The 16269-nt window shown below is 27.7% G+C and carries 13 protein-coding genes; 3 read left to right on the top strand and 10 right to left on the bottom strand.

Going from position 1 to position 16269, the window contains the following annotated elements; translation table 11 throughout:
* Window positions 1-15 precede the first annotated feature (15 nt).
* Complete coding sequence (gene manX, locus Bsans602_RS02305; RefSeq protein ID WP_500836923.1) at window positions 16-990, bottom strand: PTS mannose transporter subunit IIAB; 975 nt, start codon at window positions 988-990, stop codon at window positions 16-18.
* Between the two features lie 563 nt (window positions 991-1553).
* Here manX and Bsans602_RS02300 point away from each other — a divergent pair.
* The gene (locus Bsans602_RS02300) at window positions 1554-3110 is read left to right on the top strand and encodes a TerC family protein (RefSeq protein WP_500836922.1); all 1557 of its coding nucleotides are present in this window, start codon (window positions 1554-1556) and stop codon (window positions 3108-3110) included.
* Between the two features lie 56 nt (window positions 3111-3166).
* Here the strand turns inward: Bsans602_RS02300 and pabB are convergent, their stop codons facing one another.
* Window positions 3167-4561, bottom strand: a complete 1395-nt coding sequence (gene pabB, locus Bsans602_RS02295) for an aminodeoxychorismate synthase component I (RefSeq protein ID WP_500836921.1) — start codon at window positions 4559-4561, stop codon at window positions 3167-3169.
* Between the two features lie 349 nt (window positions 4562-4910).
* On the opposite strand from pabB, the gene tsaB reads away from it, so the two are divergent.
* The gene (gene tsaB, locus Bsans602_RS02290; protein WP_500836920.1) at window positions 4911-5615 is read left to right on the top strand and encodes a tRNA (adenosine(37)-N6)-threonylcarbamoyltransferase complex dimerization subunit type 1 TsaB; all 705 of its coding nucleotides are present in this window, start codon (window positions 4911-4913) and stop codon (window positions 5613-5615) included.
* A 372-nt stretch (window positions 5616-5987) separates the two neighbouring features.
* On the opposite strand, the gene Bsans602_RS02285 is transcribed toward tsaB, so the two are convergent.
* The 8 genes from Bsans602_RS02285 to hns form a co-directional block, all read right to left on the bottom strand.
* Window positions 5988-6251 (bottom strand): cell division topological specificity factor MinE, encoded by a 264-nt coding sequence (locus Bsans602_RS02285; protein WP_500836919.1) that lies wholly within the window; start codon window positions 6249-6251, stop codon window positions 5988-5990.
* Between the two features lie 5 nt (window positions 6252-6256).
* The gene (minD, locus tag Bsans602_RS02280) at window positions 6257-7069 is read right to left on the bottom strand and encodes a septum site-determining protein MinD (protein WP_500836918.1); all 813 of its coding nucleotides are present in this window, start codon (window positions 7067-7069) and stop codon (window positions 6257-6259) included.
* A gap of 28 nt (window positions 7070-7097) precedes the next feature.
* Window positions 7098-7778, bottom strand: coding sequence for a septum site-determining protein MinC (minC, locus tag Bsans602_RS02275; RefSeq protein WP_500836917.1), 681 nt, complete (start codon window positions 7776-7778; stop codon window positions 7098-7100).
* Window positions 7779-8285: 507 nt separating this feature from the next.
* Window positions 8286-8813: a disulfide bond formation protein DsbB gene (gene dsbB, locus Bsans602_RS02270; RefSeq protein WP_500836916.1), complete on the bottom strand. Its 528-nt coding sequence runs from the start codon at window positions 8811-8813 to the stop codon at window positions 8286-8288.
* Between the two features lie 342 nt (window positions 8814-9155).
* Window positions 9156-10157 carry a type I glyceraldehyde-3-phosphate dehydrogenase gene (gap, locus tag Bsans602_RS02265; RefSeq protein ID WP_500836915.1) on the bottom strand — a complete coding sequence of 334 codons (1002 nt, stop codon included), beginning with the start codon at window positions 10155-10157 and terminating at the stop codon, window positions 9156-9158.
* A 359-nt stretch (window positions 10158-10516) separates the two neighbouring features.
* Window positions 10517-12376 (bottom strand): signal peptide peptidase SppA, encoded by a 1860-nt coding sequence (sppA, locus tag Bsans602_RS02260; RefSeq protein WP_500836914.1) that lies wholly within the window; start codon window positions 12374-12376, stop codon window positions 10517-10519.
* A 182-nt stretch (window positions 12377-12558) separates the two neighbouring features.
* The gene (gene xthA / locus Bsans602_RS02255; RefSeq protein WP_500836913.1) at window positions 12559-13365 is read right to left on the bottom strand and encodes an exodeoxyribonuclease III; all 807 of its coding nucleotides are present in this window, start codon (window positions 13363-13365) and stop codon (window positions 12559-12561) included.
* A gap of 1285 nt (window positions 13366-14650) precedes the next feature.
* On the bottom strand, window positions 14651-15058 hold the full coding sequence (gene hns, locus Bsans602_RS02250) for a histone-like nucleoid-structuring protein H-NS (protein ID WP_500836912.1): 408 nt from the start codon (window positions 15056-15058) through the stop codon (window positions 14651-14653).
* A 516-nt stretch (window positions 15059-15574) separates the two neighbouring features.
* Here hns and Bsans602_RS02245 point away from each other — a divergent pair.
* Window positions 15575-16150 (top strand): thymidine kinase, encoded by a 576-nt coding sequence (locus Bsans602_RS02245; RefSeq protein WP_500836911.1) that lies wholly within the window; start codon window positions 15575-15577, stop codon window positions 16148-16150.
* Window positions 16151-16269 lie beyond the last annotated feature (119 nt).

The following is a 16269-nucleotide window of genomic DNA, read 5'->3' as shown; positions in this document are numbered from 1 at the left end:
ACATATGTAAATTAATTAGGAATGATTTATTTTTTGTATTAATTTCATTATTTTTAATGATGGATCTGATGGTACTTTACGTGCTTCTAATTCAATACCATACTGATCAAGTTTTTTAAAGGCTTCAATATCTATGTTATTTACTGATATAGCATTATTTATTTGTTTTTTATCTTTATAAAAAGCCATCCCTCCAATATTTACTGAACTAATAGGGATACCTCCTTCAATAAGGCGCACGATATCTGTGGGATTAGTGAATAACATGATTACTTTATCTCCAGCATATTTAGGGTTATTATATACACGTATAGTTTTATCGATATCTAGAACATGAGCAGTTACTCCAGGAGGTGTTACTTGAGTCAGTAAAGTTTTTCGGATCATATCTTTAGATATTTCATCGTTTACTACTATAATACGTTTAATGTTATATTCTTTAACCCAACGAGTTACCACTTGCCCATGAATTAGCCTATCATCAATACGCGCCACACAAATGGTCATGTGGTTTTTATTATTTTTATTTAACAATGAATGTATAACTTTATTTTTATTAGCATTTTGATCAGCCTCTAATTGATTAGAGTTAGAGCAATATTTTACAGATTTTATACTTTCATTACCAGACTTTAATGCAATTTGTATTAATTCTTGAAAAGTATGAGTATCATCACGCGCCATGAATACTTCAATTAACATAGGGATATTCATACCTGTGACAATATCGTATTGCTTTTTGTTTAAGATGATGCTATGAGCAGCATTGAAAGGACTGCCTCCCCAAGTGTCTACTAAGAATAATACACCTGCATTAGTGTTAAGATTTGATAGACATGTATTATATTTTTTAATTAGCATTTCAGTATTTTCTTCGGGAAGTAATTCAATCCACGCAACATTTTTTTGTTTTCCTACAATCATTTCAGTGGTTTTAAGTAACTGTTCAGACACAGAACCATGAGCTCCTAATATAATAGCAATAGTCACTACTTTGTCCTCTTTAATACATTATTAATAATTTATTTTATATTATTTTAATTTTTAAAATAATACGATGGTGTACATTTTAGTTATTTGTCATGTTGTTTACGATTTATTTTATGTTATGTACAATATGTAGTTAATATTTCTTTAATATTTCAAAATAAAAAATTATATGTTTATAATATTTTAGTTTCTGATTTTATTTCAATTAATACATATATCAGTAAGCATTAAGATGCTTTAAAAGACAATCAACTACATTATACTGTCTTTTTATCATAATGATAACAGTTAATTATCTTTAATGTTAAAAAGTATCCTTTACAGTAATATGCAAGATATGTTTTACATCATATCATGATATGCGCATTTCTTTACTTAAGTAAAGTGCATATAACCTTATGGCAATGTATATTCATTTTTATTAATACCCTTTCCTACGTAAATTTATATGTGATCATGTTTAATTTATTGTTTAAAACTTCATTCTGTAATCAGATATTTTAATATATTTATATAAACATGCCATTAAATGATGTGTTATCTAATATTCAATGGAGATTATCATGGAATTTTTAACAGACATATCAATGTGGGTAGGATTATTAACTTTAGTGATTTTGGAGGTTGTACTCGGTATTGATAATTTAGTGTTTATTACTATTTTGGCAGACAAATTGCCAAAGAAACAACGTGAACGTGCATGTATTATTGGTTTAACGTTAGCATTAATAATGCGTGTGGCATTATTATCTTTAATTTCATGGTTTGCGACCCTTACAAAACCATTATGTAAAATCGCTGATTTTTCATTTTCTATCAGAGATTTAATTTTATTATTTGGTGGTATTTTTCTTTTATTTAAGGCAACCACTGAATTACACCAACAATTAGAACATAAAACACATAATAACACTACTCGTGGGTATGCTAGTTTTTGGATAGTAGTAATACAAATTGTAGTTTTTGATGCTATTTTTTCTCTTGATGCAGTAATAACAGCTGTTGGTACAGTAGAAAATTTAATCATCATGATAATGGCGGTTATAATAGCAGTAACGTTGATGTTATTATTATCTCGTTTATTAATTAATTTTATTAATAATCACCAAACTGTAGTAGTTTTATGTTTGAGTTTTTTATTAATTATCGGTTTAAGTTTAATTGCGGAGGGAATTGGATTTTATATACCAAAAGGTTATTTATATGTTGCTATTGGATTTTCAGTATTAATTGAGTTATTTAATCAAATTGCTCATTGCAATTTTATGAAAGGCCAATCAACTAAGTCAATGCGTGAACGTACTGCAGAAGTGATTATAAGACTAATGGGTAATACAGATCAATGGAGTTCTACTACAGAAAAAAATTATTCTATTTCTTCATCCACAACACATTTTGCCGAAGAGGAGCGACATATGATTACTGGAGTGTTATCGTTAGCTTCACGTACCTTACGAAGTATAATGACCCCTAGAAATGAAATTTCATGGTTAGATTCTCAAAAACCAGTACAGGAATTATATTCTATTTTAATGAATACTCCTCATAATATGTTTCCTGTATGTAACGGTGAATTGGATCAATTAATAGGAATTGTTCGTGCTAAAGATTTGATGGCAGCAATAGCCCATGGAGAACAAGTAGAAACGCATGCTGCAGAAAATTTGCCGATTGTAGTTCCAGAAACTTTAGACGTTTTAAATCTGTTAAAAGAATTACGTCGTGCAAAAGGGAGTATGGTTGTTGTATCTAATGAATTTGGTATTATTCAAGGACTAATAACCCCTTTGGACGTCTTAGAAGCTATAGCTGGTGAATTTCCTGATGAAGATGAAACACCAGAAATTGAAATAATTAATAATGGAACAGGTTGGTTGGCAAAAGGTAGTATGGACTTACATGCATTGCAACAAGCATTACAAGCTCATGATTTAATGCATGAATGTGATCATGTTGCTTCTTTGGCTGGATTATTATTATCTCGTTGTGATCGTATACCCAAAGAGGGTGATGTACTAACAATTAATAGATGGCGTTTTATAATCCGAAAAATGATAGAGTATCGTATTGAATTAGTAGAAATAGAAAACTGTACTTTTTTTAATAACACACATCAATAATAGCATTATTGTACAGATATATCTAAAAAAATATTTCCGTTGGTAAGTTGTAATAATTATATCAAATAAAATTTTTTTAATAACGGTAGTAACAGAGTGTATATTTTGTCTTTCATTTCTTGAAATTCTATGTTTTCGTCACTATCGTAAACAATACCACTTCCTACTGAACAAAAGAGATGTTGTCTATCAGATAATAGTGTTCTAATAGCAATATTGGTATCCATGTTTCCACAACAACTTAAGTATCCAATACTTCCAGACCAAATGTTTCGACGATGTGGTTCCAGTTGTTCAATTAATTTCATTGCTTGAATCTTTGGAGCTCCAGTTATAGAGCCGCCTGGAAAACATGCGCGTAATAAATCGCAAGCAGAAAAATTATTAGCAAGCTTTCCTGTAATTGTGCTGATCATATGATGTACTCCTGCAAATGATTGGATATCGAATAATTTAGGCACATGAATACTGCCTGGAATAGCTACTTTTCCAATGTCATTTCTTAATAAATCAACGATCATTAAATTTTCTGATTGATTTTTTGTAGATTTGGATAATTTAATAATTTGGTGATAATCATCTTGTGTATTTTTTAGTCTGGGTAATGTTCCTTTAATGGGTTGAGTTTTAATTTTTGAATCACGTAGTTGTAAAAAACGTTCTGGAGATAAGCTAAGTATACTTAATTTGTTTGGTAGCCTAATAAATCCTGAAAAAGGCGCATGATTATAATTTAATAAATAACGGAATGCTATCCAAGCATTGCCTATATATGGGCTAATAAAACGTTGAGAAAGACATACTTGATAGCAATTGCCTATAGTTATGTGTTTTTTTATAATATTAAATTTTTTCGAATATTCAGATCGACTAATGTTACTTTTCCATGGTTTCATAATGCGAAATGATGTCTGATGATCAGAGCGATTGTTGTTTGTATACTGTTGATATATCCAAGGTAATATTTGGTTTGGCTCATCATGAGTAACAAGGTAGTTTGTATGAAGTTTATGATCAGAAATGATCGCCCAGCGATATAAACCTATTGCCATGTCTGGAAATGGGAGATCTTGTTCTGTTAATTTTGGTAATGATTCAATGTATCTTGCGAGGTCGTATCCAAATACACCTAAAAATCCGCCTTGAAATGGTAGTTTAAGTTTATGATCATTATAGGATTCCATATTAGTAATATGAGTATATTCTTTTAATAACATAAATGGATCAGTATTACTACTTTGATGGTTGTTGTTGTGAGAAATTGTAGTGATGTTATTTTTAGTTACTAATGTTAATACTGGGTCAGTCACTAATATATCAAAACGACCATCTGGGTGTTGATTGTTATGTCCAGAGTACAATAACATAGACCAGGCTATTTTAGATAAAGGTTCGAAAAGATTTAGTGTAGCGTCAGGATAATAAGGTAATTCTATAATATGTGTTTTCATTAGAAATAGATGTTCCATTTTGTTTTAGAAATATGTACATAATTTTTATGTTCATTACATAAATGAACACAAAGTATTGATATTATTTGTGTAATATTTTGTCATTTTCAAAAGTATTGAAGAATGCGTAATAATGTATTATTTTATATATGTTAGATATAATGATTCCATACTGTGTTTTATTTCGGAGAAAATGTAAAATAACGATTATTAACGATGATATGATATCTACTATTAAAGAGAATTAAATTTGGAAATCTTAGTTTGAATTTTATGAATACTACATTAATAATATAATTTTGTTGATGATATTGTCAATGTATATATAACTTTATTATATGTATATGTTATGTCTACTCGAATTTTGGCTCTTGACACTACCACCGAATTATGTTCTGTTGCTTTAATGATTGATCATAATATATATGATCATAAAATTGTAGCATCAAGACATCATGCGGAAAAGATATTACCTATGATTAATAAATTATTAGCAGAGACAGGTGTTACCCTTCAATCTCTTGATTGTATTATATTCAATAGAGGTCCGGGTAGCTTTGTGGGGATACGAATTGGGATATGTGTTGCGCAAGGGTTAGCATTGGGAGCTGATTTGCCATTAGTTGAGGTATCTTCTTTGCTGGTACTAGCTCAAGGGGTTTGGCGCATCTTTTCTGTTAAACAAGTTATATCTACCATTGATGCACGTATGGGAGAATTATATTGCGCTCGTTATTACCGGATAAGTGACAATAATTGCTGGATATGTTGCGGTAATGAATCTATTATGACAGCGGGAATTATTGCGGAAGAGTTAACACATTGTAATACAATTCTGCAAGGTAGTTGGGTACTTGCAGGTACAGGTTGGAATAATTATTCAGAGTTAGAAAATATAAAAGTAAGTGATACTATTTTTTTAAGAAAGATAGTTATGTCACCTGAAGCACAAGATATGTTGCCATTAGGAATGCATAATTGGAGAAATAAAATTTTTTTGACCCCAAGTCAGGTTCAGCCTATTTATTTACGTAATAAAATAGTTTCTACATAAAAACAATACGGATTCATTTTTAAGGGTATTTATTGAATACGTAATGTTATTTGCGGGTAATATAGTAAATTGAAAGTATTTATTGTGTATTATAGACGTTCTGACATGTTAGAATACGATCTGTTGCAGAATTGGTCTTATTTGTAAATAAGAAAATATATGGATAACATCCATATATTAAACTTGTAGTGTTTGTGTTATCACCACAAGGTGATCTATTCGAACGTTAATGAATGATAATGAGGGGTGAATATATGTTTATAATATTAGTTTATTTTATGAATTAATAAGATGTTTTTATGACGATGTGATGTTTGTAAGTATTTTATATTGGCATATTTAATTTAAATAATACGTATGAAGCTTGATTTATTATATTTTTTCATTAGAAAAAATTACTTTACATTTTAAAACAAATGTGCTGTCTTCTTTTTCTAATCGTACTGAAAGTATGTATGGATCAGATATATATTTGTGTAGTATTTGGGTTAAATCTTTTTTAAATTGATATAGATAATATGGGGCATAGTTGTTTATATTTTTTATCTTATGTTCTGAAATAACGTTTTTTAGTCTTCTTTTGGCAATATTAGCTGGCGTTTTTTTTCTTAAAAATAGGAAATTGACTGATACCATAAGTATTATCTCTTAAAAAATCGTTTTAGAAAGTTGAATTTTTTGTTTTCAGTAAATCGAAAAGGACGTTGTTCTCCCAATAAACGATCTACTGTATCTGAGTAAGCTTGACCTGCATGAGATTTGATATCTAAAATAATTGGCTCACCTTGATTAGATGCTTTTAGTACTGATTTATCTTCTGGTATAACACCCAAGAGGGGGATTCTTAATATTTCCATTACGTCTTCTAAACTAAGCATATCTCCATGTTTTACACGAATAGGATTATATCGAGTGAGTAATAAGTATTCTTTGATGCTTGATATATTATTTACAGAATGTTTGGATTTAGAAGATAAAATACCTAAAACACGATCTGAGTCGTGTACTGAAGAGATTTCTGGATTGGTAATGATGATAGCTTCGTCTGCGAAATATAGAGCTGCTAATGCTCCACTATCAATACCTGCGGGAGAATCACATATTATAAATTCAAAATTCATTTTATTAAGATCATTTAATATTTTTTCTACTCCGATGAGAGTTAAGGAATTTTTATCGCGTGTTTGTGAAGCAGGCAGGATATATAGATCGTTAGTGCGCTTATCTTTAATTAATGCTTGATTTAATGTGGCTTCGTTTTGAATAACATTAATAAAATCGTACACCACTCTACGTTCACATCCCATAATTAAATCAAGGTTACGTAAACCGATATCGAAATCAATAACAACTGTTTTTTTACCTTTACACGCTAGTCCGGTAGCAAGCGCTGCGCTAGATGTTGTTTTACCAACTCCTCCTTTTCCTGAAGTAATAACAATTATGCGTGCCATCAATAAATTCCTTATTTGCAGTATACATTTATAAATCTTGAATGATAAGAGCGTCATTTTTTAAACTAAGTCTTACTGCTTTGCCTGAAAATTCTTTTGGAATTTGATCGCTTAGCCAATAACGCCCCCCAATAGATACTAGTTCAGAAGATAAATGAGTACAAAAAATTTGAGATTCTTTATTTCCAGATGCGCCAGCTAATATACGTCCTCTCATTGTTCCATAAATATGGATATTTCCATCGGCAATAATTTCAGCGCCAGCGCTAACATTTGCAATAACAATTAAATCTCTATTACGAGCATATATTTTTTGACCAGAACGTATTGGTGTTTTAATTAATTGTGTTTTGAATGTTACTAAAGTATTATTTAGAAGATATTCTGGAAAATATTTATGTAATATAGTTATATTTTGTGATAAGACTGGCAGTCCGCTACGAATGATTATTTCTTTTAATTTATTATCGTGACAACAACATGCTCCAATTATAAATAATCCAGAATCTGATATTGTTTGATATAGAGCATCCCAATTACTGTGGTAATTAAGATTGCCAACATTTACAACAACTGGGGTATTTTTTGACCAAAAATCAGGATATTGTTCCATTTTTTCTAGTAATGATTTACGAATTGATTCCAAGCATGTACTATACACATGCACTACTAATAATGGGAAATTGCTTCCTTTTATTCTAATAGACATGCTATAACGGTTCACAATTTAAACATACATTATGCACTTATATGCAATAAATATTATTTATATATCTCCTCGGTAAAGCACTATATTATAATTTCTGTAAGGTTACAATAAAAATAATACTACATAACTTTATCATATTAATAATGTATGTTTTTATAAATACTTGCAATAAATATGTTATTTGTTAGTAGAGTATAGAGTTTATTATGCTGTTATTTAGTGTAATGAAAATTTTAATTTTTAAAATAATAAAATACTGAATAATTAGTACTATTTTCCAGTGGTGTTATTAGTTGTTAATTAATATAAGAGATTATTTCTGTTGTAAATATTATTCTGCGATACAAATATGTGTTTAAAATAACTTTTGTGTCACTTATTAGTTATATACATACATTAATCGAGATAGAATTTATATATATAAAAGTCAATTGTAATTAATGTGCGTATTTTAATAAATGAAAACTATGTATTTACAATATAGTAATTTGATTGTATGTATAAATTTTATTTAGCATTATGTTTCAAAAAATTGACGATTTGTGATATACTCACAAGTAATGCTATTATTAAATAGATAGAAAAAATTATAAGCATCCATTGAGAAATTTCTAGAGATAAAAAATACCATTTATATTCAGAGCAATTACCGTTAGCGTCAAATATAGCGGGCCACCATTTATTGATAGGTAACCAATTGGGAAATTTGACGAATAAATCACACGTAAAAAACGGGGAAGGGTATAATTGAATATTAATATATTTTTTAGCTAGTAATAATCCTTTATAAGCGCTGTATGTCCAAATTGATATAGCAAATAATCGTAAAGGAGTATATGAAGGAGCGGCTATTGCAATGAATCCAGCAATTCCTATGCCACATAGAGCACATCTTTGATAGATACATAATACGCAAGGTTTAATCAAAATAATATGCTGCAAATATAGGGCTATTAATTCTAAACTAATAATGGTAAAAATTAGAAAACCCCAGAATTTTCTACTTTTGGAACAAATATGTATAAAATACAACATAAATAATTACCTAAATTTAAAATATTTTTGGTTCAATGTGTAATTGTTTAAAATAGAATAAAAATATTTATTATATAATTAATTTGTTGTGTATTAACTATTGTTCTACTTGTGTGTGCAAATTACATATATATATATTAAAATCTTCTAAAATTGTCAAATTATACATGATGGTACAAATATTAAAATTTAATTCTCAAATTAAATTTTAATATTTGTATATAGGGAGGCTGTTTTTATGAATTTAATTAAACAACTTCCCTATATAAATTATAGCGGAATTATTTTACATGGCTTTAAGTATTTATCCAATATATTAATATTTTTATTTGATTTGTATTATTATTTATGCTTTGTGATATATATGCTTAAATCAATCACTTTATCAGAATAACCTGTTTCGTTATCGTACCAAGATATTAATTTAGCGAAGTTCTTATTTAACAACATGCTGGATTGCGCATCGAATATAGAAGTTAATTTTTCTCCATTAAAGTCGCTGGATACTACTTTTTCATCGGTATACCCCATAATTCCTTTTAAATTTTCATAAGAAGCATGCTTAATAACTGTACAAATATTTTCATAAGAGGTTGGTTTTTCCAATCGAACAGTAAAGTCGACAACAGAAACATTTGGGATGGGAACACGGAATGACATTCCAGTTAACTTACCATCTAATTCTTTAATAACTTTTCCTAATGCTTGTGCTGCCCCAGTAGAAGATGGAATGATGTTTTGATAAGCACCGCGTCCAGTTCTCCAATCATTATATATTGGAGAATCGACAGTTTTTTGGGTAGCAGTGGTAGCATGAACAGTAGTCATTATGCCTTCAATAATTCCAAAGTTATCATTAATAACTTTGGCTAATGGAGCTAAACAATTAGTAGTACAAGATGCATTAGATACAATTTTTTCTCCGTTATAGAGGTGATTATTTACGCCCATAACAAACATTGGGGTATCATCTTTTGCTGGAGCTGTTAGTACTACTTTATGAGCTCCAGAAGATATGTGTCCATGAGCTTGTTCTTGAGTTAAGAAAATTCCTGTAGACTCGGTGACAACATCGACATCAAAATCTTTCCAATATAAATTTCTTGGATCTTTTTGTGAAGTATAGTGTATAACTTTATTGTTAATAATTAAATGATCGTTATGTATATTGATTGTACCTTTAAACCGTCCATGAGTTGAATCATACTTCAGCATATATGCGATATGCTCAATATCTAATAAATCGTTAATAGCAACAATATCTGCGTCTTTTCGTTCTTGTGCAACTCTGAAGATAACACGACCAATTCTTCCAAATCCATTAATGCCTATTTTAATAGCCATGTATTATATACTCCTGTGTAAGTAATTGTAGTTATTTTTATTAATAAAATTCAGTTATAATATATATATAATCTGTGATATATAAATTAATAATTTAAAATATAAAGTATGTTTTGATATTTTGATATTTCGTATGTTAATGTTAATTAATTACATGCTATCGTAACATTAAACAGAGTATATGTGTTTAATTAGTGATAATAGTGAATCACTATGTGATAATAAAATATAGAAACGAAAATATCGCACATTCTACTTTTTATGGAAATTAATATCAAGCATATTTATTATCTGATGTGGCTATACGCACAAATATAATTTAATACTTTTATATAGTTAAATGAAGCTTTAATATATTATTATAATTGTGTTAAATGATCTAAATAAAGAGCATAACAATTTTTGGGGTCATTCCATATAAAATTTAAGACATTAGAATTATGAATTTTTAATTTTTCGTTGATATTAGTTAATAAAAGATAATGATTTAAACAATGTATAGTTATATTATGAATAATTTTATTAGTTTGTTGTAATAGAATATCTATCCAATTTGTTTTATCTTCATACCAATTGAGTTGATATTCTGTTAAACAAGCTAATTTAACAGCTTTATTTATTGCGTCATCTAAATCTCCTATATTATCAATTAGTCCATTTTTTACTGCATCATATCCAAGCCATACGTGCCCTTGAGCGATTTTATGAATATCTTCTATAGTTTTATAACGGGATGCAGCTACTGTGTTAACAAAATAATGATAGCTATTATTTACATAAAGTTGCATCATATTTATATATTCAGCAGGTAGAGATGTAGTTATCGAAATGTTCGAAATAGGAGATGTACTCACTCCATCATTGTGAATACCGATAGCATCTAGAGATTTTTCAAATGTATTAATGATACCAAATATTCCTATAGAGCCTGTAATAGTATTATTGCTTGCAATAATAGCATTGGCTGGAGTTGATATCCAATACCCACCAGATGCTGCTATTCCTCCCATAGAAACAACTACTGGTTTACCGGAGTCTCTGACAGATGTCAATTCTGATCTAATTAATTCAGAAGCACTTACGCTTCCTCCAGGACTATTTACACGAAGTATTACTGCTTTTACTTTAGGATTAAATCGGGCGCTTCTAATTTTATGAGCTATAGTATCACCGCCAATTGAACCTGGTATATCGGACCCATCTACAATTGGTCCATTAACACAAATTATTGCTATTTGATTATTTTGTTTTATCGGCTCTATAAGATTATAATCATACATGCTAATTGCATTGAATGAAGTGCCTTGCTTATTAGATCCAAATATTTTTTGCATTGTGTCTTCTATAACACAGTGAGAAGCAATTTTATCTATCCATTTATTTCTAAGAGCATAAGCTGCAGTATCGCCTTGTATTTGATGTAATTCATTTAACATTTTATTAGTTTCTGGAAAAATTTCTTGAATTGTCATCTTACGATTAATGGATATTGTTTTTAAATATTGATTCCACAAATGATTGATTAACTTTTTTTCTTCGTGTCGTACATGATCAGACATTTGGTCTTGAATAAATGGTTCAACAGCAGATTTATATGCGCCTACTCTAAAAACATGAGTATTAATTTTTAAATTATCTAATAGTGATTTATAATATAATCTGTTGGTAGAGATGCCTCGTAAATCTATGAAACCATGGGGTGTAAGATAAATTTTATTTGCGTAGCTAGCTAGAAAATACTGCGATTGGTTATAATAATCAGAAATGGAATAAATCGATTTACCAGAATTCTTGAATTCATTTAAAGCCTTTCCAATATATTCTAACGATGTTTGATTACTTCCATAAAAGTTCTTTAATGATAATATTAATCCGGTTATGTTAGGATCATTTTTAGCCTGACGTATTATATTAATAATATCAAACAATGAGTTTTCTTTAGCATTTGATTGATTTGTATTTAATAAATGTTGGCTGAGTTTGTGAAGTTTATTATTTGATGTTACCGGTTTATCAACAACGGTACCAGAAATGTCTAAAATTAAAGCAGTGTTTTTTGATGGCGATTTAGTAGAATTATTCCTTAAGTTTAAATATGTTCCTATAGCGATGATTATTAAAACTATAAAAAATATATTTATTATTATCGTTCGTATTAAATATAGTGTACGTACACTATATTTAATTATTTTACGAATTGTTTGCCATGTGTGTTGCATGAACTCTCTAATTATTAAAGACATTATATGATGATCCAATGAACAATTTATTAATCACCATGAAATTATATCAGGTATTTTATAGATACATATACTTGTAGTTTATAAAAACCAACGGCATATTATTTTTCGATAAATCATGAAGATTAAATATATAGCTTTTATCTTATTAAAAATATGAATTAAATATTAAAATCTGCCCATACTGGAGCATGATCAGAAGGTTTACTCATACCGCGAATACTATAACTTATATCACTATGTTTACAACGATTTTCTAAAGAACAAGTTACTAATATTAAATCGATACGTAAACCACTATTTCTATTAAATCCATTAGATTTATAGCTAAACCAAGAGTAACGCTCGTTTTTATGAGGATGCATATTTCTATAAATATCTATTAATCCCCAATTTATTAAATTGTTTATCCATGTCCTTTCTTCTGGTAAGAAAGAACATCGTCCTGACGAAATCCAATTTTTTTTGTTTTTTTCACCAATACCAATATCAAAATCTGTAGGGCTGATATTCATATCACCCATAATTAGTAATAATGAATCATTATGGTACGTGTGTTCTATATAGTCTTGAAAATTTTTGTAAAAAAATTTTTTATACATAAATTTTTCAGTATGATTTTTATTTTCTCCTTGAGGGAAATAACCATTGATAATAGTTAATATGCCTATTGATGTCATAATATCAGCCATGATTATTCGTTTTTGAGATGAATGATCATCGTTAATAAGACCTCGGGTCACGGTTAGTGGTATCTGACGAAGAAGTAATGCGACACCATAATATTTTTTTTGTCCGTAATAGTATACGTGATAACCATATTTTAAAATCTCTTTTATGGGGAAAAAATCATCATGTACTCTAGTTTCTTGTAGACCGATGACGTCAGGTTGCAACTGCAAGATGATTTCAGTTAACTGATGCATACGAGCGCGTAATCCGTTTATATTAAACGAAACAAATTTCATATAATATTAACCTGTAAATTGTTTATACGTATTATAAGCATAATGTATGGTTGATTTATTCATTATTGTGGGCACTTCATTATAATCAATAAATAAATTTCATGAGCTTATATAGAATACATAACAGATAATTATTGATTATATTGATTAATTTTAAATTGATTTTAGTATATAGTATTTTATTTTTAAAGTAACAGTTTGTATCTAAAAGATACTTGGACATTATATATAAATGTTTCTGTATAATGCAATAATCGAAACTAATTAAAAAAGAATTGTTGTATTTAGCAAATGTATTTAGTTTATAAATAATATTTATATATTGTGATGAAATTGTTGTATTATTACTTTAACGAATGATTGTGTTTTTAATTTTTTGTTTACGTATTAATTATATGTAGGTGATTTTTAATTAATTTGATAACTGTAGATAGACATAATGATTATTTTAGTAACCATAAATTATGTATTATTAATTTATGATTTTACTGTAAATTAATATGGCGAATGTTTGTATAATAGTTAGTTATTTAGATTTCTATGTAATTTCATGCATTATATAGCGTACATACTAATGTGACTGATAAAAATAGTTGTTGCATCATGAATAGTATCACTCTTTAATAAAATTCCATGCATTGTTTTTATTTTATTACATGTCTAAAACAAAGTAATAAAAGGAATAATAATTATAATTTATTTTAATAACTATATTTGTAGTAGTATTTTTATTGTTTAAAAATTATTATTATTATTACCAAAGCTACAATTGATGTTGATATGATTGATATTTAATTTATTCAGGATTTATATTTTTACACAATATAAATCTATTTAATAATAAAAATTATAAAGTTATAACTGATAGTGTAGGCGTAAATATATCATGACGTTTACTGATAATATTAAAATGTAGATGTATTTATATATGTATTCAGTTAGAATATTATAATAGCTTAATATAAGGATAAATCTGTTAAGAAATAATAAATATTCATCATTATTAGAATAATATTATTAATAATTTAAAAGTTTATTAGATTAATATTTCAATTATTGAGTTGAAAATAATAACAATTTTTTAGGATGTGTTTAATAATATTTTAAATATGTATATATAAAATAATGTATAATGTTATTTACTAATCTAATTATTAGATATTATTTTCTGTAAAATAATTATGTATATTGTGTGTATTCGCATTTATATAAAACAAAGAGCTTAGTAGTACCATAGCAAGCCCTTTGATTTTATATTAAATATAAAATGTAACAGTACTATTAATTATAGTAAAAAATCTTCTAACTTTTTCTGTTTTTCATCGATAGCTTGCTTAATAATTGAAGGTGTGCGCCCTTGTCCAGTCCAGGTTTTAATTTCACCCTCTTTATTGGTATACTGATATTTTGCTGGACGAGTGGCACGTTTATTTTTATGGAATAATTTAGTAGTACTTAAATTTTGCAATAGTTCGTTGGGATCTATTCCATCAGCTATAAGCATATCGCGGTATTGTTGTAATTTTTGAGCATGTTTTTCTATTTCAGCTTGGGCTTGATTATTTTCTTCTCGTCGCTCATTAACAACTATTTCTAATTTTTCTAGCATTTCTTCTAATGTTTCAAGAGTATATTCTCTAGCTTGCGCTCGTAACGTGCGTATATTATTAAGAATTTTTAATGTGTCATTCATTGATTTAATCTCAAATATTATAAATAACAAATCTATTGATAAGGATAGAGCGCTAATTTATTTTCTGCAATACCTAGGGTGTCTTAATTTATAAATAATTCTATTAAATTTTGTATCAATAGATAATTATATATAGAGTCATAAATAGAAGTAAGGTATTGTGACATGTAATATTTTACTAAAATTATTTTATTAATTACATTAAATAAATTGATATATTTTTTGTAAAATTATTTTAATATTATCTAATTATTTAATTTAAATGATTATTTTTTTTATAAAAATTTTAAATATAAATAAAAGTTGTCTATTAATTTTGAAATTATTTTTATTAGAGGCATAAAATCTTTTTAGGATATAGAGTATTTGTATTAGATAGAAAATTAAAATTAATATATATAATATTTTTATTTATAAATTTTATAGGTAAATTAATTTAATAAATTTAATTTTGACACAGTAGAATTATGTTATGTGGATAGTATTTAATACTGTGACTAGATAGGATTTTAATTTATGGCGCAATTATATTTTTATTATTCTGCAATGAATGCTGGGAAAACTACCGCATTATTGCAGTCTTCTTATAATTATCGGGAACGAGGCATGCGTACTGTTCTATATACTGCTGAAATGAATTGTAAAAATCGTAGGTATGCAAAAATTAAATCACGTGTTGGATTAATTGCTTCTGCTAGAATATTTAATGTCAAAACTAATTTTTTTGGTCAAATAGCAGCTATGTATCAAGATGACACAATACATTGTGTATTAGTAGATGAGTGTCATTTTCTTAATCGTGATCAGGTGACTGATTTAGGAAAAATAGTAGATATATTAAATATTCCGGTATTGTGCTATGGTTTACGTACTGATTTTAAAGCTGATTTATTTCCAGGGAGTTTGTGGTTATTAGCATGGGCGGATAAATTAATTGAACTAAAAACTATTTGCTATTGTGGACGTAAAGCTAATAGAGTTCTTAGAATTGATGATCAAGGTTTAGTAATACGAGATGGTGATCAAAAATTAATTGGCGGTAATAATCGTTATACTTCAGTATGTCGTAAGCATTTTTTGGAAAAATTTTAATTACCATCTTCATCCAATAAAATATGTTTATTAAAATGGATAAAAAGTTATTTAGTTTTATGCATATATTTATATATATATTTATATATGTTATATCTTGTTTTAAAAATATATATCTT

The organism is Candidatus Blochmannia sansabeanus (nom. nud.) (assembly GCF_059935345.1).
This window is presented reverse-complemented; position numbering and strand designations above follow the sequence as displayed.